Below are 20,810 nucleotides of genomic sequence, written 5' to 3'. Positions count from 1 at the left end.
GGAGTCGGCCTCACCTTTTGGCGAGTCACCTACGAGCCGAGCTTCTCAAGCAGGTAGTCACGGATCCGTCCAGACTGCAGCTTGAAGACACCATGTTCAGGAGAGCACGGAAGCTAGGCTCAGCATTTCGGACTACGTGACTCGAACAAGACTTAACGGCCTTCCGCAGACCACACCGCAGGCGAGACCACCGAAGGTTTGTTGAGACAGAGCAGCAAGCGCGTGCGCCCCGTGCCGGTGATCGGGGGCGAGCGATGTACGATCCCGCTGCCCGGTCCGGCACAGCTTCCCTTGAAGATCGCGACGTCATGGGCGCCAAGGCGCTCTATCGGCCCGGTGAACAGCTTCTGTTCGCGCAAGGCCTGCTCTCCGTGGGTCGGCTGGACCCATTCGGTCGCGGGGCCGCGATAGGTCGTCAGCAGACGCGCCTCCACACAATCGCGGTGAAATCTCCAACAAGCATCGTGATCGACGCGCTCCAGCCTGACATCGACAAGATCTGTCTGGGTCGCCTTCGAAAAGGTCGACACGAGATCCTCGACATCTCGGATCAGCAGGTCACGCAGATCCCCGGAAGGTAAACCGCAGGCATCCAGGTGTGGCTGCAGCGCCCGTCGCAGGTCGTCGGGCCGAACCAGCAGCCGCAGATCGGGCAGACAGGACGCCTCCAGACCGTCGAGCCAGGTTCTCAAGTGCGAGGGAAGCGCGCGCCGCCAGACCACGAGATCCGTGTCGGGTTGGTCTATGGCGGCAAGGCCATCCGACGTGTCGCAGAAGGCAATGCCTTTACCCAACAGAGCGGGACTCGAAACCGCTGCGGGTTCCGCCAACAGGAACGGGTCGGTCATGACGGTTCGGCGCGCTTCCAGACCGGGAAGGGATCCTTCAGTTCTTTCCAGGCCGAAAGTTGCATGGCAAGGGCATCGGCATCGCCGACGAGACAGGAGTCGAGCCGGCGCCGGATCTCGGCCTCGTCCATATCAGTTCCGATGAAGACGATTTCCTGGCGGCGGTCTCCATAGACGGAATCCCAGGCTTTGGCGATGTGCTGGCGCCACTCCGGGTGATCGGGCCAGCGTTCTTTCGGCACGCTTGCCCACCAGAAGCCCATCGCCTCATGACGCACGAGGGCTCCGGCTTGGCTGAGCTCGCCGACCCATTCCGGCCGGGTCGCCAACCAGAAATGCCCTTTGGCGCGGATGACTCCCGGCCAGGAGGTATTGACGAAGGCGTGAAACTTTTCCGGATGGAAAGGGCGACGCGCCCGATAGACGAAACTGCGTACCCCGTACTCTTCCGTCTCCGGCTTGTGCTCCGCGAAGCCGTAGAGCTCCTTGAACCACAGCGGGTGTTCCTGGGCCTTGTCGTGATCGAACCGGCCGGTGTTCAGAACCTTGTCCAGAGGGACACGCGACATGGTGGTTTCGATCAGTTCCGCGTCGGGATTGAGCGATCGGATGATCTTGCGTGCGGCATCGCGCTGATCCGGCGACGCGGCATCGATCTTGTTCAAGATGATGACGTCGGAGAACTCAATCTGATCAACGAGCAGATCGACCAGGACGCGGTCGTCTTCTTCGCCCAGCGATTCACCGCGGTCCTTAAGGAAATCGGTCGAAGCATAATCGCGCAGCAGGTTTGCGGCGTCGACCACCGTCACCATCGTATCGAGGCGCGACACGTCCTCAAGGCTTTCTCCGTCTTCCGTGCGGAAGTTGAAGGTTGCGGCGACAGGCAGCGGCTCGGAGATGCCGGTCGATTCGATGAGAAGATAGTCGAACCGGCCATCCTGAGCGAGGCGACGCACCTCTTGGAGAAGATCGTCGCGCAAGGTGCAGCAGATGCAGCCGTTGGTCATTTCGACCAAGGTCTCTTCAGTCCGGCTCAGGTCCGCGCCGCCGTCCCGGATGAGATCGGCATCGATGTTCACCTCGCTCATATCATTGACGATGACCGCGACGCGCTTGCCTTCACGGTTGTTGAGGATGTGGTTCATCAAGGTCGTTTTGCCGGCTCCGAGGAATCCGGACAGGACCGTAACGGGAAGCTTGGAGTACGAGGAGATTTCACTCATGGACGGCGGCTCTCTTGTCAGTATCGTCGCTGATTTCAGCTCTCCAGCGGAGCGCTCCGAGGACTCCCGATCATCGCGAGAAACTCCCGGCGGGTCGCCGGGTCGTCCCGAAAGCAACCGAGCATGCGGCTGGTCACCATGCTGACTCCCGGCTTATGAATGCCGCGTGTCGTCATGCATTGGTGCGCCGCCTCTATCACGACGGCAACGCCGCGCGGCTTCAGAACCTCTTGAATGGTGTCCGCGACCTGCGCCGTCAGCGCCTCTTGGATCTGCATGCGCTTGGCGAAGACCTCGACAAGGCGTGCGAGCTTGGAGATCCCAACAACGCGACCGGCCGGCAGATAACCGATATGCGCCTTCCCCAGGATCGGCACCATGTGGTGTTCGCAATGGGACTCTAGGCGGATGTCGCGCAGGACGACCATCTCGTCGTAGGCGGCGGTCTCCTCGAACGTCTTCGCAAGCAGCGAGATCGGATCCTCGTTGTATCCGGCAAAGAACTCCTCGTAGGCCCGGACCACGCGCTCAGGCGTGCCGACCAGACCTTCGCGGTCAGGGTCGTCGCCAGCCCATTCGATCAGCGTCCGTACCGCAGCTTCCGCCTCCGCCTGGCTGGGCCGTCGGCGCCCGCCAGAGTTGGTGAGAGCTGCGTCTTCAGATCGGCTCTCGACCATGACTGTGTCCATTCTAGGCCCTCCTGCGGCCAGCCCCTCGGCGATCAAGGGCGCGCTTCTTGCAATCAAAGAACGTAACGTTATAACGTTGCTAATCGAGAACGCAACAATGGCGAAGCCATGACACTCAGATTGCCCCAGCCCCGGCCCTGCAAAGACCCCCATTGCCGCGGGCAGCACGCACCGGCTGAACGGGTCGCACTGGCAGTGTCCCTTTGTGATGCGCGTGGAACGCAACTTACGAAGCTTCGGCGCCAGATACTCGAATTGCTTTGGGAAAGCGGTCGCCCGGCAGGCGCCTACGAACTGATCGAAGCGCTGAAGCTCCGGGACTCCCGTCCAGTCGGACCGCCCACCGTTTACCGTGCGCTCGAGTTCCTGATATCCCAGGGACTTGTGGCGAAGATCGAAAGCCGAAACGCCTACGTTCCCTGCACACACCCGGAGCGACAGCACGACTGCCTGTTCTTCATCTGTAGCAACTGCGGAGCATCCTTCGAGATGGAGGACGCCCGGATCGAAAGACTGATCTCCGAGAACGCGACCTGTATCGGCTTCCGCCCAACACGGCGCGTGATCGAAATAGAGGGCACCTGCGCGCGCTGTATCGCAGCCGGGTCAGCCTAAGCAGATAGGAACGAGCGCCATGGAAAGCTGGGACCTCGACGGATCGTCGCAGCGCCTGCCGGTTTCGGTGCTAACCGGGTTTTTAGGCAGCGGCAAAACAACAGTTCTCAACTATCTGATCCAGCAGCCCGCACTCGGCCGGACACTTGTGCTGATTAATGAGTTCGGCGAGATCGGACTCGACCACGACCTCGTCACGCATAGCAAAGATGACGCGGTCATCGAGATGTCGAGCGGCTGCCTTTGCTGCACCATCCGCGGCGACCTCGCCAAGAGCTTGCGCGAGGCCCCCGGACGCTTCGCACGTGGGGGTGAGCTGTGGTTCGACCGGGTAGTGATCGAAACCACCGGGCTCGCGGATCCGGCCCCGATCCTGCACACCCTCATGACAGAACCGGCGATCACGCGGCGTTATCGCCTCGACGGAGTCATCGCCACGATCGATGCGATCAACGGCTGCGACACGCTCGATCGCCAGATCGAGTCAGTGAAGCAAGCGGCGGTGGCTGATCGACTGATCATAACGAAAGCCGATCTCGTCGATGCCGATGCTCTGCACAGATTGCAGGACCGTCTGCGAGTCTTGAATCCTGCGGCTCCGCAGATCATCGCGGAGAACGGCGTCACAGATCCGGCATCGCTGTTCGATGCCGGTCTTTACGACCCGAGGACAAAGAGCCTCGATGTACAGAACTGGCTCAAGGCGGAGGCCTATGCCGAGCCGCACGATCATGAACACGGGCATGAACACGGGCATGAACACGGGCATGAACACGGGCATGAACACGGGACAGCCGATCACGGCCATGCGCACCCTCATGAGCACAACGTCAATCGCCATGACGCTCACATCAAAGCGGTCTGCCTCACAATCGATGAACCGATCCGCAGCGATGCCTTCGATCTCTGGCTCGAAACGCTCCTCCTTTTCCGGGGCGCAAATCTTCTGCGCGTCAAAGGGATCGTCAATGTGGTCGATATGGAGGGGCCGGTCGTCATTCACGGCGTTCAACACATCTTCCACCCGGCAGTTATGCTCAAGGAATGGCCGAGCGAAGATCGCCGCTCCCGGATCGTCTTCATCACGCGGGACATCCAGGAATCAGCTCTCCGCGAGACGCTCAAGATGCTGTCCAACGCCGAGGTCCAGCAGCCGGAGCTCGGACCGCGCGAGTCGGGCGATAGCGAGGTCGCCCGGTACCAGGCGGGCCCATGACGGATTTGGTGTCCCCGTTGCATCGTCTTCGATCAGGAAGGGCCCGCCATGCCCTTTTTTGAACCCGACAGCCTCCGCGCGCTTGTCGGTGACAGTGCACAGGGTGAACAAACGCTCGATCTGCGAGCAGTCTCCCCAGACCACGCTCAGTCGGCGGTTTCCCAGATGCTGGAACGGTCGCCTTCGGACGGGCCGACAAGCGCGGTGATCCGCATCGATCCGGCCACCGCGACCAGTGGAGAGACCCTGTTCCTGCCGATTGGGCGGCAGCTCCTCGAAGCGCTCAAGCACGGGCTCGTCATGCGCTTTCACCCCTTGCCCGAGGCGAACGGCGGCGGCTTTTACGTCGAGCTGCCAGGCCGTCCGCAGCATGACGAGACGCAACACGACGAGACGCAATACGACGAGACGCAATACGACGAGACGCAATACGACGAGACAATGCCATGACGCTTTACCTGACCAACACCATAACGCGAACCAAAGAGCCGTTCGTCCCAGCAAACCCAGACCACGTAACGATGTACGTCTGCGGGCCGACGGTCTACAACTTTGCCCATATCGGCAATGCCCGCCCGGCGGTCGTCTTCGACGTTCTCTATCGCCTCTTGAGGCGGCGCTTCGCGCGTGTCGTCTACGCACGCAACTTCACGGATGTCGACGACAAGATCAACACCGCTGCGAAGGAGGTCGACCAGCCGATCTCGGCCATCACGGAACGCTATATCGCGGCCTACCATGCCGACATGGCCGCGCTCGGAGTCCTGACGCCGGATCTCGAACCGCGCGTGACGGAACACGTTCCCGAGATCATCGACATGGTGGAACGCTTGATCGCGGGCGGACATGCCTATGCGGTCGAGGGGCACGTCCTGTTCCACGTACCCACGTTTTCAGCTTACGGAGCTCTGTCCGGTCGCAATCGTGATGAGATGATCGCCGGCGCCAGGGTCGAGGTCGCGCCCTACAAGCGCGACCCGGCGGACTTCATTCTCTGGAAGCCCTCGACACCGGACCTGCCGGGCTGGGAAAGCCCCTGGGGCCGCGGACGGCCCGGTTGGCATATCGAATGCTCGGCCATGATCGAGCGGTGCCTGGGCACGACACTCGATATCCACGGCGGCGGCCAGGACCTCGTCTTTCCGCACCATGAGAACGAGATCGCCCAAGGCACCTGCGCCCATGACGGGGAACTTTACTGCCGCTATTGGGTTCATAACGGCTTCATCACCGTCGAGGGCCGGAAGATGTCGAAGTCGCTCGGCAACGTGCTTCTCGTCCGCGATCTGCTCAAGGAAGCGCCAGGCGAAGCCATCCGCTTCGCGCTTCTGGGCGCACACTATCGCCAGCCGCTCGACTGGAGCGCCGAGGGACTCGCTCAGGCGAAGCGGGGTCTCGACCGTCTTTACGGGACGCTCCGCGATCTTGGCGATGCGCCTGATGTTGCCTGCCCGCCCGGCCTGCTCGATGCCTTCGAGGCGGCCCTTGAGGACGATCTGAATTTCCCGGGGGCTATCGCTGAACTCTTCCGGATGGCAAAGGCGGCACGCCAGGCGACCGCCCAGGCGGATCGAACCGCCTACAAGGCAGCTTTGCGCGGTGCCGGCCACCTACTGGGCCTCTTGCAGCAGGACCCTGCCGCCTGGTTCGGACAGCCCTCAGGGGCGGACGAAGCGACAGCAGAGATCCAGCGTCTGGTCGATGCACGGCAGGCCGCGCGATCGGCACGTGACTACGCCACCGCAGATCGGATCCGCGACCAACTCGTCGCGGTTGGCGTTGTTGTCGAGGATCGCGCTGAAGGCCCGGTCTGGCGACGGGCCGGCTAATGGTTGCCACGCTTCAGTCCAGGCGCCCGCTGACCTTGACAGCATGCGCCACATCGCGACGACGCCAGCACAGGCACTCTCGTCGTGAACAATCCCACCAAGCCTGACGAAAAGGCCCATCCATGGAATCGACCCACCTCCCCTCTTTTCCGCTCACTCGTCAGGCTGCCTTGCCTGCTGCCTTCCTAGCGCAAGAAGCGGCTTCAACACCGACCGCCGCCCTTCGTGTCCGCACCGTCCCACTCGCCGACAGGAAGGCACCCCGGCATGCCGTGGCGCAGCTTGCAGAAGCTGCGGCAGGGTGAGCGCGATGGAGGCTCTCAAGACTTACGACGACTGGAAGCACTGCATCACAGTGCTTTGCGGCATCCAACTTACCCCGACCTACGTCGAACAGCGTCTGGCGGCGCTTCGCGATCCCGCCGACCAACGGACGCAGAAGTTCATTGCTACCTGGGGCGAGGTTCATCTCGCACAGGTCGTTGGTTGGTTCGAGCAGGCGGAGCAAGAGCTACGATGATCCTCAAGACGCACGGCCGCTATAGCTACAGCCCCCTCCCTGACCGACCGCGGTACGACTGGCCCAATGGGAAGCAGCTGGCCTTTTATGTTGCCATCAACGTGGAGCACTTCCATTTCGGCGAGGGGCTCGGCCACACGCCGTCCTATGCGACCCCTCAGCCCGATGTAAGGAACTTTGCCTGGCGCGATTACGGCCTGCGTGTCGGCATCTGGCGACTCTTCGATCTTCTCGACGAGTTGCAACTCCCGGCCTGCCTTCTGGTCAACTCGACCGTCTACGACTATGCACCGCAGATTCTCGAACGCGCCCGGGCACGTGGCGACGAGATCGTCGCGCACGGCCGGACGAACTCGGAACGTCAGGGCGATCTCGACGAGGCGGCCGAACGGGCGCTGATCGAGGAGACGACCGCGACGATCGCCCGGCATGAAGGCTCTAAACCTCGGGGGTGGTTGGGTCCCTGGATTTCGGAAACGGGGGTCACCCCCGACCTGCTCAGGGAAGCGGGCTACACCTACGTGCTCGATTGGCCGCTGGACGACCAACCGGTCTGGCTGACGACCCGTGCCGGTCCGCTGTTGGCGATGCCCTATCCGGTTGAGATCAACGACGCCCCGGCCATGCTCACCCGGCATCACACCGCGGCCGACTTCACCGGCATGATCGTCGATCAGTTCGACGAAATGCTGCGTCAGTCGGCACAGCAGCCGCTGGTCTGCGCCGCCTCGCTCCACACGCCCATCGTCGGACAGCCCTTCCGGCTGACCCAGCTCCGACGCGCGCTTCAGCATATTCGGACACAGGCCGACAGCGGGCAGGTGTGGTTCACGCGGCCGGGCGAGATCGCCGATCACGTCACGAGCTTGCCACCCGGCGTGGTGCCGGGTTCGCAAACATAGGCGACGACATCGGCCTCATTCCCGCTCTACTGTCGATAGATATCTGGGTACATTGAGGTTTTGGGCCAAAGGAACGTTCCGGAACGATTTCTCCCCGGACACTCGCCGTCTGACTGAGGCTCGGATCGTCGCGATCCCCAGAAAGCTGGCCCCATCAACAAAAGCCGGCCCATCAACCGAGCCCGGCAGCTGGGGCACGGTCGGAGTCCGCTCGCGATCCAAAGTCACCGCTTGCGCTCAAATGGCTTTGTTCGCAAACTCTCAATCTATACGTGGGGTTACATCTGGGGGTTTCCGGTCGATACGCGAACCACGGGAGGAAGGTATGGCCTACTACTTCTTTATGCCGGCGGTGAACATCATGGGTACCGGCGGTCTTGCCGATGCCGGCCGGGAGATCCAGGCGCTTGGTTTCAAGAAAGCCCTCATCGTCACCGATGCCCCCCTGCATCAGGAGCTGAAGGCAACCAAGGTCGTGACCGATCTGCTCGACGGCATCGGCGTCGGTTACGCGGTCTATGACGGGGTCGAGCCCAATCCGACCACGGCTCAAGTCGATGCCGGGACCGCTCTGCTCCGACAGGAAGGATGCGACTTCATCGTCTCGTTCGGCGGCGGGTCGCCCCACGACGCGGCCAAGGCCATCGGGATCCTGGCAACCCACGGCGGTGACATCCGCGACTTCGAGGGCATCAATAAGATGACCAAACCGATGCTGCCGTTGGTCGCCATCAATACGACCTCGGGAACCGCCAGCGAGATGACCCGCTTCGCCATCATCACCGACGAGACCCGCCACGTGAAGATGGCGATCGTCGATTGGCGGACGACCCCAACCCTCTCTGTGGACGACCCCGACCTGATGGAGGCCATGCCGCCGGCCTTGACCGCCGCGACCGGGATGGACGCCCTGACACACGCCATCGAAGCCTATGTCTCCACGGCCGCGACACCGGTTACGGACTCGGCCGCGCTGCATGCTATCAAGCTGGTCTCGGGGTTCCTGGCGCGGGCCGTGAAGGACGGCCACGACCACGAAGCGCGGGAAATGATGACCTATGCCGAATTTCTCGCGGGCATGGCGTTCAACAGCGCCAGCCTCGGCTACGTCCATGCCATGGCCCATCAGCTGGGCGGCTTCTACGACCTGCCGCACGGCGTCTGCAACGCGATCCTCTTGCCGCACGTCCAGGCCTATAATGCCCTGGCCGTGCCGGAGCGCTTCGTCGAGATCGCCGAGGCCATGGGTGTCGACACACGAGACATGACACCGGCGGAAAGCGCTCAGGCGGCACTGGCCGCGATCCGTGCCTTGTCGGCAGAGGTCGGCATTCCCCCGAACCTGGCCGCGTTCGATATCGTCAAGCCCGAGGACTTTCCGACGCTGGCCGACAATGCGATGCGGGATGCTTGCGGCGTAACCAACCCGAAACAGCCAGACAAGGATGAGGTGATTACGCTCTACCAGGCCGCTTACCAAGGCTAGATCACTGGATCGCCTGACAGCTTGAACGGCGGTCCGTCCTTTACGGAAACGGTGAAAAGCCTCTCAGCGTTTAGCGCCATGACAATCATGACCAGGACTGTCTCCAGCGCTCTGGGATCACTCCCACTCGATAGTTCCCAGGGGCTTGCTCGTGACGTCAGAAACCGCGCGGTTGATGCCACGGACCTAATTGATAATCCGCGTCGCCGTGTGTACCAAGAACTCGTGTTCGAAGGGGCAGCTTCCGGTTGTCATGCTGTCGGTGGAGGTGATGGCACGCAGAACACAGACACAATCGTAGGTCAGATTTCTAAATCTTAAAATCATAAGAGCGCAAAAGCTCTGAAATCAATTCTTCGGGAAAATCTTCTGGAAACCTCTCCTTATCAATAGCACCAATAAACGAAGTATCTTCTTTATTTAATTCAGCTTCTTTTTTGAAACATTCAAAATCTATTTTTTCTTTATTGCCAACCCAGATTTTCACAAGCATATCTACGTCGGCGACACTCATTGCAGACGCTGATGATCGGACTCTCCGATAATCTACGCCCACTGAAAGACTAAGCAGAATCCTCAGGGCCTCTCTCTTATAATCCCCAGACATGTGGTGGCCTTTTCGAGTTTGGAGTTCGAGGAGTGCTGTAACAATCCCCTCCCAGACCCCCACTTCTGTTGAAGGGTGTGCATCTCTAAGAAATCCATCTATCCAATTTTCAATTGAATCTGGGAACACATCTAGTAGGGCTGCTCTTATAAATCTTACCCTGCCCACCAAATCATCCGGGAGTTCCTTATGAATCAACGGGGACTTTTTTAGCTGATCTAACGGAATTTCTTGCACCTCAAATAATCTACGGCGCAGGTTCCAGAGTATCCGATTTTGTATAGCACGCAACAAGTCTGGGCGAATAATTTCAATAACTCTAACTGCAATTTGAACTGGCGTCATTTTCTCAGACTGAATGGCAAATTTGTCTGCCAATGAAGGGCTGAAAGACAAGACATCACTTTGGTTAACACGATGCCATATAGGAATGATTACTTTATTCCCGCTAATAATTTCCTTAGAATTTAGGCCTCTAAGCTCATATTCTGGCCAATTTTTTGAAAAAAAAGCAGGGCTTAACACTACGATTCCAAAACTCGAATGCAATAAACCCTTGTCAATACTGCGGCTTAAACTATCGCCTGCCTTCAATTCGAATTCATCATACCATACATTCACTCCTAATGCGGATAAGGCAGATACTAGTGGCTGCACAAACCCAATTTTATCTTCGGACGCATGAGATATGAAAAGATCCCATTTTCCATCAAGAGAATATTTCATTTTACTTCTCATCTTAGCAACTAATTTTATGAAACACTCGAATTTTCAGCATTCATAAAACAAAAATATCGTTGACTTTCTACAACCTAATGCAACGATTTCACTCCCACTCGATCGTGCCCGGCGGTTTGCTGGTCACGTCGTAGACGACGCGGTTGATGCCGCGGACCTCGTTGATGATGCGGGTGGCGGTGCTGGCCAGGAACTCGTGGTCGAAGGGGTAGCTTTCGGCCGTCATGCCGTCGGTCGAGGTGACGGCGCGCAGGGCGCAGACGTAGTCGTAGGAGCGGGCGTCGCCCATCACGCCGACGGTCTTGACCGGCAGCAGCACGGCGAAGGCCTGCCAGATGGCGTCGTAGAGGCCGGCCTTGCGGATCTGGTCCAGATAGACGGCATCGGCCTTGCGCAGGATCTCGGCCTTCTCCCGCGTGATGTCGCCGGGCATGCGGATCGCCAGGCCCGGTCCCGGGAAGGGATGGCGACCGACCAGCTTTTCCGGCAGACCCAGCTCGCGGCCCAGGTCGCGGACCTCGTCCTTGAAGAGTTCGCGCAATGGCTCGACCAGCTTCATACGCATGCGCTCGGGCAGACCGCCGACGTTGTGGTGGCTCTTGATGGTGACCGACGGCCCGCCGGTGAAGGAGACGCTCTCGATCACGTCGGGATAGAGGGTGCCCTGGGCCAGGAAGTCGGCGCCGCCGAGTTTGGCCGCCTCCTCCTCGAAGACATCGATGAAGGTCGCGCCGATGATCTTACGCTTGCGTTCCGGATCCTCCACGCCCTCCAGCTTGCCGAGAAAGAGGGCGGAGGCGTCGCGCGCCACCAGCGGGATGTTGTAGTGGTCGCGGAAGACCTCGACCACCTGCTCCGCCTCGCCGGCGCGCAGCAGACCGTGGTCGACGAAGATGCAGGTGAGCTGATCGCCGATGGCCTCGTGGATAAGCACGGCGGCGACGGAGGAGTCGACGCCGCCCGACAGGCCGCAGATCACCTTGCCCTCGCCGACCTGGGCCCGGATCTGCGCGATGGCCTGCTCGCGGAAGGCGGCCATGCTCCAGTCGCCGTCGCAACCGGCGATCTCGCGCACGAAGTTCGATAGCAGCCGCGCGCCGTCAGGCGTGTGGGCGACCTCCGGGTGGAACTGGACGCCGTAGTAGCGCTTCTCCTCGTTGGCGACGGCGGCACAGGGCGCGCCCTCGCTCTGGCCCACGGTTGCGAAGCCGGGGGCGAGACGCAGCACGCGGTCGCCGTGGCTCATCCAGACCTGGTGCCGCTCGCCCTTGTCCCATACCCCCGCGAAGAGCCGCGACGGCTCGGCCACCTCCAGGAAGGCGCGGCCGAACTCCTGATGGTCGCTGGTCTCCACCTTCCCGTCCAATTGCTCCATCATCGTCTGCATGCCGTAGCAGATGCCCAGCACCGGAACGCCCAGCTCGAACACCAGGTCGGGCGCGCGCGGCGTCGTCTCCTGGGTCACGCTGGCGGGGCCGCCGGAGAGGATCACCGCCTTGGCACCGAAGTCGGCCAGGCGCGCCGGCTCGGCATTGAAGGGAAGGATTTCGCAGTAGACCCCAGCCTCGCGCACGCGTCTGGCAATCAGCTGCGTGACCTGCGATCCGAAGTCGAGAATCAATACGCGGTCCGTCATAAGCGGGTGATAGCCGATTCTCTCGGCCGGTGCGACCGTTGTCGAAGGCCGGCGCGCGTTCAGGCTTCCTCGGTCTCGAACTCGGCCGGCAGGGTGATCTCCAGCAGTTCCAGGTCGTCCGAATGCGCGATCTCGCGGTGGCGGATACCCGGCGGCTGATGGACGCAGGACCCGGGCTCCAGGCGAACTTGGCCGACGCCCTCGTACTCGAAGACGACCCAGCCTTTCAGCAGGTAGACCATCTGGAAGGCCAGCTCGTGGCGGTGCCAGACCGGCTCGGCCGGCGCCCCGGGCCGCGCACGGATCACGCGGGCGCCCACGCCGCCTGCCGTGGCGGCGGCGATTCCCAGGTCGCGGTACTCGAAGAAGCCGCGCAGCCCGGCCTCGAAGGGCGCATCGGCATGGACGACGGAAAAGCCCTTCGGACGGTCGTCGCTCACAACAGCCCCCTCGTTTCGCTCCAACGATTTCAGTCCTTGCTGCGGTTCTGACCCTGCTTGACCTGGGCCAGCCAGGACATCAGGTCGGGCCAGGCATAGGCCACCTCCGGAAGCCAGACGCCGGCGAAGCGCTCCTCCCGCTCCGCCACGGCCTGACCGCCCATGCGCTCGTAGAAGAAGCGGGTCTGGTTGCCGGCCAGCATCCAGAGACCGACGCTGGTGAAGCCCTTGGCCGCCAACTCCTCGAACAGGGCCGTCAGCAGCGCCCGGCCGTGACCGCGATCCTGCACGTCGGGGTGGACGTAGAGTGTGTAGATCTCCCCCCTAAAGGGCGGGTCCGTGCCGACGGAGGGGTCTCGCAGACGCCCGCAGGAGCCGAAGCCCAACAGCTCTCCGGTCTCGTCGTCGGTCGCCACCAGAACGATCTCGCCCCGCCGCTGTCCCGTCAGCTCGCGCCAGAACCGCTCGTACTTGGCAATCGACATACCGGCGAGATAGGCGTCGGGCACCAGGCCGGCATAGGCGGCCTGCCAGGTTTCCACGTGAATGCGCGCGATGGCCGCGGCATCCATGGGCGTGGCGTCTCGAACGGTCATCTGCGCCAAGCGGGGCTCATTCGCCCAGGCTCCTCTCGCTCTCGCCTGCCTGCACGCGCCGGTCCTCGGCGGGACGCTCCTCCGCCTCCCGCTTGCGGCGCTCCAGCACCGCGACGAAGAAGCCGTCAGTGCCGTGCCCGGCGGGACGGAGCAACAGCGTGTCGTCGCGGCTCGGCGGCTTGCCGGGCAAGGCTTCGCGCCAAGCTTCGGTCAGGGGCACCAGCCTAAAGTCGGAGCGGTCGGCAAGGAAGCGCTCGACCTGGCTCTGGTTCTCCGCCGGCAGCAGCGAGCAGGTCGCGTAGACCAGACGGCCACCCGGCTTGACCAACCGCGCCGCCGAGGTCAGCAGCCGGCCCTGAAGCGCCGTCAGCTCCGACAATCCGTCCGAGGTCAGGCGCCACTTGGCGTCGGGATTGCGCCGCCAGGCACCGGTGCCGCTGCAGGGGGCATCGATCAGCACCCGATCGAAGCCGCCCTTGTGGCGTTTGATCCAGGGGTCGGTCTCGCTCTTCAGCACCCGGCGCGCGACGTTGAAGGCCCCGGCCCGCTTCAGGCGTACGGCCGAACGGTCGAGCCGGCCCTTCAGGGTGTCGCAGGCAAAGATCTGGCCCTTGTTCCGCATGGTCGCCGCCAGCGCCAGCGTCTTGCCGCCCGCCCCCGCGCAGAGATCGCAGACCCGCTCCCCCGGTTTGGCCCCGACCAGCCAGGCAATCACCTGCGATCCCTCGTCCTGGACCTCGACCAAGCCGTCGCGGAAGGCCTGGGTCGCCGCGATCGGCTGTCGCCCGGCGATGCGCAGGGCCCAGGGCGAGAGGCGCCCCAGGGCCGAGGCGATCCCCGCCTCCGCCAGCGCGGCCTGCACCGCCGCACGCTCGGCCTTGAGCGTATTGACCCGCAGGTCCACCGGCGCTTCGCCGGCCAGGGCCGAAAGCTCCCGCTGAAGATCCGCCCCCAGGGCCGCGCGCAGCTGCGGCAAAAGCCAGGCCGGGACCTCATGGCGCACGTCCAGCGGCTGATCAGGATGGTCTAGCGCTTGGCTTTCCCCCTGGCTGGTCAGACGTTTGGCCGCCGCGATCTCTGCAGCCGTCAGCGGCTCGGGCCCATGGTGCGAGCCGTCGAAGAGATCGCGCACGGCCGCGATCGTTTGGTGGCGGGCCAGCAGCAGCCAGGCGATCAGCCTGAGCCGGTTGTCGGCCGGCAGCTCCAGCCGCGCGAGCCACCAGCCGAGCCGCGCGTGAGCGCGCAGCACGCCGTAAAGCTGCTCGGCGATGACACGGCGGTCCTTCGACCCGATGTAGCGCCGGCCGCGCAGATAGTCGGCCAGCACGCGGTCGGCCGGCGGGCCGGCGCCCCCTTCGGCGGGAAAGAGCAGGTTCAGCAGATCGAGCGTGGCTTGCGTGCGTGCGGCGGGAGTCATGGCGCCGCCTATGTGGCACCCCCGCGACCGAAGAGCCAGCCCTTCCGGTATCGCGAAGGCCGTCTTCAGACCCAGAGTCAGGTTCCCAGCAGCTCCCGCTTCAAGGCCTGGCAGAGGCAATGGGGGCCGCCTCCACCCAAGGTAAACATGGAAAGATCCGGATCGTAGACCTCGATCCCTCGGGCGCGCAGCCGCTCGTTCAGGCGGGTGTTACGCGCCGTGGAGAGGACACGGTCGCCACCGAGCGACACGACGTTGCAGCCGAGTTGCACCGCCTCGCCATAGCTGACCTCCAGGATCTCGTAGCCCCGCGCCCGCAACAGCTCCGGGAACCAGGGCTCATGCGCTTCGACGCAGACGGCGATCAGCTTCTCCGCCAAAGGGCCGACGGTCACGTCCAGATGGACGAAATGCGCCGGGAAAGGCACCAACACCGCCTCCCAACCCTGCTCGGCGAACCAGCCAGCCACCTGCTCGGCCCCCGCCTTATCCGAGCGCTCGCCGCCGTAGCCGCAGAGAACCAGCCCCGGCTCCAGCACCTGCAGGTCGCCCCCCTCGAAGTGACCGGCCGTGACCATGCGCCAGATGGGCACGCCGCTCTCCTGATAAAACTTGATCGCCACGGCATAGTCGCCACGGCGATAGGGTGTCTGGATCAGGGTAATCAGCGGCCCCCAGGGCGTCATAGCCGAGGAATCGCGCGCGAAGACGGCGTACTTCAGCTCCGGCCAGGCGTCCAGGCTGTGCACCGTCACGCCGGCGGCCTCGTAGGCCTCCACCATCCGGGCGTGCTGGGCCATGGCGACCTGGCGGTCGAAGCGCTCCTCGCGCCGCAAGGTGTCGCGGGAAATCGCCCCGACCGGCCGCCATTCGAAGAACTCGGGCGGACCGAGCAGAACCTCCTCCAGCCGTCCAGTCTCCGAGTTCACAACCCAGTCCGTCAATCCGTCCGGATGCCCCATGCGCTCCCCCTGCCCTGCGAAGATCCCAGGTCCACATCCTGACCCACCGCAGATCTAACCGCAAAGGATGACGGGGTGTTCCATCCCACCGTGAGCTGCCGGTCGAGGCCGCTGGATAGCAAAGCGATATCCCGTGAGGACAGGATCGACGGGCAGTGACCCAAAGCTGTCGCTATCGCGGTCTGGCGTGTCGCAATCCGTAAGTCCGGATCGGATGACCTTGATCATCCTTGAGGGACGGTCGAAGAGGCCGCTATCGAGAGCTGCGGAGAGGGTGCGGCGATGAAGACTCAGGCTCGTGTCGTGGTGATCGGCGGCGGTGCCGTCGGCGTCTCCACTCTCTATCATCTGGCCAAGCTCGGCTGGTCCGACGTCGTGCTGCTGGAGCGCACGGAACTGACGGCCGGCTCCACCTGGCACGCCGCCGGCCTGCTGCCGCTCTTCAACATGAGCTACGCCGTCGGTCAGATCCACAAGTACTCGGTCGACCTCTACAAGACGCTGGAGGCAGAGACCGGACAGAACGTCTCCTTCCACGTCACCGGCAACCTGCGCCTCGCCTGCAACCAGGAGCGCCTGGACGAGTACAAGAAGTACTGCGGCACGGCCAACACCATCGGCGTGCCCTTCGAGATGATCGGCCCGAGCGAGGTCAAGAAGCTCTGGCCGCTCTGCGAAGTCGACGATCTGGTCGGCGCGCTCTACCACCCGGACGACGGCCATATCGCGCCGGCCGACCTGACCAACGCCCTGGCCATCGGCGCACGCAACCGCGGCGCCGAGATCTATCGCCAGACGCCGGTGACCGGCGCAACCCAGCGGCCGACCGGCGAATGGACCGTACACACGCCGAACGGCGATATTGTCTGCGAGCACATCGTCTGCGCCACCGGCAACTATGCCCGCCAGACCGGCGCTCTCTTCGGACTCGACGTGCCGGCGATCCCGGTCGAGCACCAGTACATCGTCACCGAAGCCCATCCCGCCCTGATCGAGCGCCAGAAGCAGGGCCTGCCGGAGATGGCGGTGCTGCGCGAGTCCGACGCCAGCTATTACATGCGCGAGGAACGCCAGGGCCTGATCCTCGGCCCCTATGAGAAAGGCGCGCCGGCCTGCTTCGTCGACGGCGTGCCGGACAGCTTCGGCCAGGATCTCTTCCCCGGCGACCTGGAGCGGCTGATGCCGCATGTGGAGGCGGCGGTCAGGCGGGTGCCGATCTTCTCAGAGGTCGGCATCAAAGACATCGTCAACGGCCCGATCTCCTACACTCCCGACGGCAGCCCCCTGGTGGGGCCGGCCTGGGGCGTGCGCAACCTCTGGCTCAATGAGGGCCACTCCTTCGGCATCACGGCAGCCGGCGGATCCGGCCGCTTCCTGGCCGAGTGGATCGTCGAGGGCGAACCCTCCATCGACCTGCTGGACGTGGACCCGCGCCGCTATGGCGCCTACGCCAACAAGCAGTACGTCAAGATCAAGAATGAGGAAGCCTACGAGCACGTTTTCATCGTCCACTACCCGGACGAGGAGCGGCCCGCCGGCCGGCCGGCGAAGACCAGCCCGGTGCACGACAAGCTGGACCGCGCCGGCGCCGTGTGGGGCCAGCGCTTCGGCTGGGAGCGACCCAACTGGTTCGCGCCGGAGGGCGTGGAGCGCAAGGACGTCTGGTCCTTCCGCCGCACCAACTACTTCGAGCAGGTCGGCCGTGAAGCCAAGCTGATGCGCGAGACCTGCGGCCTGATCGATCTGACCAGCTTCTCCAAGTACGAGGTGACCGGCCCCGGCGCAGAGGCTTATCTGGACCGTCTCGTCGCCAACGTCATTCCCAAGAAGATCGGCCGCATGAGCCTGAGCCACGCGCTGACCAAGCACGGCGGCATACGCAGCGAATTCACCATCACCAAGCTGGGCGAGAACCGCTACTACCTGATCTCCTCCGGCGCGGCGAACCGTTTCGACTGGGACTATCTCTGGAAGAACCTGCCGACGGACGGCTCCGTGCAGTTGGAGGACGTGACCCTGCGCCGCGGCGTCTTCGTCCTGGCCGGACCGAACGCGCGCAAGGTGCTGGAACAGGTCACCGACAGCGACGTTTCCAACGCGGCCTTCCCCTGGCTGTCGATGCAGGAGATCGCCATCGGCGTGGCCGGCGACGTGCGGGCTCTGCGCGTCAACTTCGTCGGCGAGTTGGGCTGGGAACTGCACCATCCCATCGAATACCAGCATGCGATCTACGACGCCCTGATCGAGGCGGGCGCGGCGCAGGGCCTGGGTCTGGTCGGCATGCGTGCGATGGATGTGCTGCGGATCGAAAAGTCCTATCGCATGTGGGGCAAGGACCTGACCCGCGAGTATTCCGTCTTCGAGGCGGGGCTCGACCGCTTCGTGCGCCTGAACAAGGGAGATTTCGTCGGGCGCGACGCTCTGGTGCGCCAGCAACAGGAGGGCATCCCCCAGCGCTTTGTCACCCTGGAGGTGGACATCGAGGCGCGCAACGGCCGCCCGGCCGCGGACCCCTACGGCAACGAGCCGCTCTACGCCGACGGCCGGATGATCGGCCGCGCCACCAGCGGGATCTACGCCCACAATCTCGGCAGGACGCTGGCCATGGCCTACGTCAAGCCAGAGGTGGCCGAGATCGGCACCGCCCTGGAGATCGAAGTCTTGAGCGAGCGCTTCCCCGCAAGAGTGGTCGCCGAGAGCCCCTGGGACCCGGAGAATGCCAGACTGAGAGCTTAGGTCCGCCGAAGAACTCTTCCGTCGGAGAACTCTGCAAGCCGAGCGCCCCGTTAGGGACCCGGCGCTGGGCTACCCCTCCGAACCGGCCGCCGCCTGCGCCTCTGCCAAGCGGGCTTGCATCTCCTGCGCGCCGTCGGCAAGCCGCGCGAGTTGCGCAGCAACCGCGTCGGACTGCCGATGGCTGCGGGCGGTCTCCAGGGCTTTGGTCACCTGCTCTTCAGCCGTACGGCTTTCGCGCAACGTCATCTCGATCGTGCTCGAGCTCAGCACCGCCCGAACATCTTCGATCACGCCTTTGACGGCCAGGCGGTCCGGATCAGGCTCAACCGTCGTATCCTCGTCACGCATACCCGCCGCCAGCAGTGCGTCCACATCGGAGCGGCGCCGGTCCGCGTTCGCCTGCAGCGCCTCCGCAGGCGCGCTGTCTTGCAGTCGCTCGGCCCCGCGCGCATGGGTTTCAGCCGCGCCAAGGAGTGCCTCCAGCAAGGCCGCCAGCGACACCTCCGCGTCACTGCGGACGAGACCGCCGAGCGGAGACGCCGCGCCGTTGGAGTCGTCTTCAGTCATCAACCCTCCGAGTCCCTGCTCTGCAAGATCCGGCACCAGAACTTCGATGGCGCCCGGCAGAAGCTCGAGATCCGCCGGCGTCCGCTCGAGAAGATCGCCATCCACATTGATCTTCTCGGGCTTCTCGGTTTCCAGCCGAACACGCTTTGCCGCAAAGAAATGCGCGCCTTCGAAGAGGTTATGAGCGCCAAGTTTCAACAACAGCGCCATCATCATCAAGCGCAGCGGCTTCTGCGGTTCCAGGGCGTAGACCCGCAGGCGGCCGTCGTCAATCTGCGCGTCCGGTGTAACGCGGGCGCCGCCGCCTTGACTCTCGCCGCTGGCGATACCGACCTGCAGCGCACGCTGGGTCAAGCTACGGTCGTCGAGGGTCAGCCGAACCGGCAGGCTGCGGAAAGTCCGCAGCGCATCGACGGCCTCGCGCGCGTAGGCTAGAGGCCCCCAGCGCTTTTTCCGCTCGCGGGTCAGACGCTGCGCGACCTTGGCACTGAGACCGATGCTGGCGACATTGCAGAAAATCCTACCGTTGCAGCGGCCGAGATCAATCCGGCGGCGGCGCCCACTTCGCAATAGATCGACCGCGCGGTCGGGGTCGAGCGGGATATCCAGCGTCCGGGCCAGGTCATTGGCCGTTCCGAGTGGCAGTAACGCCAAGGGCGTCGCAGTTGCGTAGGCGATGGCCGCAGCCTCGCGGACCGAGCCGTCGCCGCCGGCCGCCACGATCAGGGAGAGATCGCCGTCTTCGCTGCGACGTGCCTGCGCGGGCAGGTCTTTCGGCTGGCGATCCTTGAGCGATAGAAACGACAGCGCATAGCCGTCGTCCGTCAGAAGCTTCCGCGCTGCAAGAACGGCCGAATTCTTACCGTTCTCCTTCCGGCCGACGACAAAGAGGGCACGCCGAGGCGCTGGGTCAAAAGTCATGGTAAAAGCGCTGATTCGTCGGAAGCGATGGTCGGAGCAGGTGAGAACCCTAAGCCGGTACGGCCGCGAGGATCAGGTCTCCCCGTTCGCCGAGTGCGTCGAGATAGGACACGCTTGCCCGAGTCAGAACCCTCCAACGCCCATTTTCCTCAAGCTCTCGCATCTTCTCGGCGAAACCGTCGGCCTCGAACTGATCGCCCCGAACCACCAGTGCGAGATGACCGCCCGGTCGAACCAGACGCACCAGTTCGTCGAAAACAGGCGGCGGCAGAAGCTGGCGGGAGAAGACGCCGACCCCAATGACGGCCGCGTAGCTGTCGTCTTCGGCCGAGGCGCCCTGCAGCAAGTCCTCCGACCAGAGCGCCCGATAGACGCCTTTCTTACCAGCCTCGAGCAGCATTTCGGCAGAGATGTCGATCCCGTCGATGCAGCTGCATCCGCGTTCGGCCAGAGCTTGCCCCACCAATCCGGTGCCACAGCCGACATCCAGGATCGGCGCGGAGCGGTCGGTCATCAGGTCGGCCAGCGCACGCGCAGTGGCTTGCGGCGCCACGTAGCCGTGCAGCTCCGTTAGCTCCGCGTCGTAGCTCTCTGCCCACTCGCCGTAGAGCCGGCGGGTCGCGTCCGGGTTGTCGGCATCGCGGCGGATCCGGTCCAACCGTTCTTCCGCTTTGGATGCTTCATCCATTCTCGCTTCTCCTTGGCGCCGATCACTGCTTGGCCGGAGCGCGATTCAGGCCTTGGACGTCTCGCCGATGCGAGCCCATCGAAAGCTATTCTGCTCCAGGCTGTCGGGCAGGAGCATACACACCGCGTCCCGGCAGATCGAATCGCCCAGGACCGCTGGGCCGGCTTACCA

The 20,810-nt window shown here is 63.5% G+C and carries 19 protein-coding genes and 1 pseudogene; 8 read left to right on the top strand and 12 right to left on the bottom strand.

Annotated features, from left to right (window positions below):
• Positions 1 to 152: 152 nt before the first annotated feature.
• Genes ACO054_RS04305 through folE form a run of 3 tightly spaced genes read right to left on the bottom strand, consistent with a single transcriptional unit; the run spans position 153 to position 2,751 of the window.
• Entirely contained in the window at positions 153 to 848 is a 696-nt protein-coding gene (locus ACO054_RS04305; protein ID WP_421709215.1) for a DUF1826 domain-containing protein, read from the bottom strand.
• Positions 845 to 2,074 carry a zinc metallochaperone GTPase ZigA gene (gene zigA / locus ACO054_RS04300; RefSeq protein ID WP_421709214.1) on the bottom strand — a complete coding sequence of 410 codons (1,230 nt, stop codon included), beginning with the start codon at positions 2,072 to 2,074 and terminating at the stop codon, positions 845 to 847. The genes ACO054_RS04305 and zigA overlap by 4 nt, the downstream gene beginning before the upstream one ends.
• A 35-nt stretch (positions 2,075 to 2,109) precedes the next feature.
• Positions 2,110 to 2,751, bottom strand: coding sequence for a GTP cyclohydrolase I FolE (folE, locus tag ACO054_RS04295; protein ID WP_421710327.1), 642 nt, complete (start codon positions 2,749 to 2,751; stop codon positions 2,110 to 2,112).
• A gap of 120 nt (positions 2,752 to 2,871) precedes the next feature.
• On the opposite strand from folE, the gene ACO054_RS04290 reads away from it, so the two are divergent.
• The 7 genes from ACO054_RS04290 (at position 2,872) to ACO054_RS04260 (ending at position 9,331) form a co-directional block, all read left to right on the top strand.
• The gene (locus ACO054_RS04290) at positions 2,872 to 3,378 is read left to right on the top strand and encodes a Fur family transcriptional regulator (RefSeq protein WP_421709213.1); all 507 of its coding nucleotides are present in this window, start codon (positions 2,872 to 2,874) and stop codon (positions 3,376 to 3,378) included.
• Positions 3,379 to 3,397: 19 nt separating this feature from the next.
• A complete protein-coding gene (locus ACO054_RS04285; protein WP_421709212.1) occupies positions 3,398 to 4,594 on the top strand; it encodes a CobW family GTP-binding protein in 1,197 nt (398 codons plus the stop codon).
• A gap of 48 nt (positions 4,595 to 4,642) precedes the next feature.
• Positions 4,643 to 5,044, top strand: a complete 402-nt coding sequence (locus tag ACO054_RS04280) for a hypothetical protein (RefSeq protein WP_421709211.1) — start codon at positions 4,643 to 4,645, stop codon at positions 5,042 to 5,044.
• Complete coding sequence (gene cysS / locus ACO054_RS04275; protein WP_421709210.1) at positions 5,041 to 6,423, top strand: cysteine--tRNA ligase; 1,383 nt, start codon at positions 5,041 to 5,043, stop codon at positions 6,421 to 6,423. The genes ACO054_RS04280 and cysS overlap by 4 nt, the downstream gene beginning before the upstream one ends.
• Before the next feature lie 310 nt (positions 6,424 to 6,733).
• Positions 6,734 to 6,943 carry a hypothetical protein gene (locus ACO054_RS04270; protein WP_421709209.1) on the top strand — a complete coding sequence of 70 codons (210 nt, stop codon included), beginning with the start codon at positions 6,734 to 6,736 and terminating at the stop codon, positions 6,941 to 6,943.
• On the top strand, positions 6,940 to 7,845 hold the full coding sequence (locus ACO054_RS04265) for a polysaccharide deacetylase family protein (RefSeq protein WP_421709208.1): 906 nt from the start codon (positions 6,940 to 6,942) through the stop codon (positions 7,843 to 7,845). The genes ACO054_RS04270 and ACO054_RS04265 overlap by 4 nt, the downstream gene beginning before the upstream one ends.
• Positions 7,846 to 8,170: 325 nt before the next feature.
• Positions 8,171 to 9,331, top strand: coding sequence for an iron-containing alcohol dehydrogenase (locus tag ACO054_RS04260; RefSeq protein WP_421709207.1), 1,161 nt, complete (start codon positions 8,171 to 8,173; stop codon positions 9,329 to 9,331).
• 117 nt (positions 9,332 to 9,448) lie between these two features.
• Here the strand turns inward: ACO054_RS04260 and ACO054_RS04255 are convergent.
• The 7 genes and pseudogenes from ACO054_RS04255 to ACO054_RS04225 form a co-directional block, all read right to left on the bottom strand.
• Positions 9,449 to 9,658 (bottom strand): annotated as a pseudogene (locus ACO054_RS04255) (hypothetical protein).
• A complete protein-coding gene (locus ACO054_RS04250) occupies positions 9,642 to 10,664 on the bottom strand; it encodes a toll/interleukin-1 receptor domain-containing protein (RefSeq protein WP_421709206.1) in 1,023 nt (340 codons plus the stop codon). Before ACO054_RS04250 ends, ACO054_RS04255 begins: the two are co-directional and overlap by 17 nt.
• 100 nt (positions 10,665 to 10,764) lie before the next feature.
• Positions 10,765 to 12,312 (bottom strand): glutamine-hydrolyzing GMP synthase, encoded by a 1,548-nt coding sequence (gene guaA / locus ACO054_RS04245; protein ID WP_421709205.1) that lies wholly within the window; start codon positions 12,310 to 12,312, stop codon positions 10,765 to 10,767.
• Between the two features lie 59 nt (positions 12,313 to 12,371).
• A complete protein-coding gene (locus ACO054_RS04240; protein WP_421709204.1) occupies positions 12,372 to 12,752 on the bottom strand; it encodes a cupin domain-containing protein in 381 nt (126 codons plus the stop codon).
• Between the two features lie 29 nt (positions 12,753 to 12,781).
• The gene (locus ACO054_RS04235; RefSeq protein WP_421709203.1) at positions 12,782 to 13,348 is read right to left on the bottom strand and encodes a GNAT family N-acetyltransferase; all 567 of its coding nucleotides are present in this window, start codon (positions 13,346 to 13,348) and stop codon (positions 12,782 to 12,784) included.
• 16 nt (positions 13,349 to 13,364) lie between these two features.
• On the bottom strand, positions 13,365 to 14,765 hold the full coding sequence (locus ACO054_RS04230; RefSeq protein ID WP_421709202.1) for an RsmB/NOP family class I SAM-dependent RNA methyltransferase: 1,401 nt from the start codon (positions 14,763 to 14,765) through the stop codon (positions 13,365 to 13,367).
• A gap of 77 nt (positions 14,766 to 14,842) precedes the next feature.
• On the bottom strand, positions 14,843 to 15,727 hold the full coding sequence (locus ACO054_RS04225) for a dimethylarginine dimethylaminohydrolase family protein (RefSeq protein WP_421709201.1): 885 nt from the start codon (positions 15,725 to 15,727) through the stop codon (positions 14,843 to 14,845).
• 282 nt (positions 15,728 to 16,009) lie between these two features.
• Here ACO054_RS04225 and ACO054_RS04220 point away from each other — a divergent pair, with 282 nt between their 5' ends.
• Complete coding sequence (locus ACO054_RS04220; protein ID WP_421709200.1) at positions 16,010 to 18,463, top strand: GcvT family protein; 2,454 nt, start codon at positions 16,010 to 16,012, stop codon at positions 18,461 to 18,463.
• A 69-nt stretch (positions 18,464 to 18,532) separates the two neighbouring features.
• Here ACO054_RS04220 and ACO054_RS04215 read toward each other — a convergent pair whose 3' ends face one another.
• Complete coding sequence (locus ACO054_RS04215; protein ID WP_421709199.1) at positions 18,533 to 19,951, bottom strand: diacylglycerol/lipid kinase family protein; 1,419 nt, start codon at positions 19,949 to 19,951, stop codon at positions 18,533 to 18,535.
• A gap of 49 nt (positions 19,952 to 20,000) precedes the next feature.
• Positions 20,001 to 20,639: a class I SAM-dependent DNA methyltransferase gene (locus ACO054_RS04210; RefSeq protein WP_421709198.1), complete on the bottom strand. Its 639-nt coding sequence runs from the start codon at positions 20,637 to 20,639 to the stop codon at positions 20,001 to 20,003.
• Positions 20,640 to 20,810: the final 171 nt, after the last annotated feature.

Source organism: Algihabitans sp., assembly GCF_965226985.1.
GTDB lineage: Bacteria > Pseudomonadota > Alphaproteobacteria > Kiloniellales > DSM-21159 > Algihabitans.
This window is presented reverse-complemented; position numbering and strand designations above follow the sequence as displayed.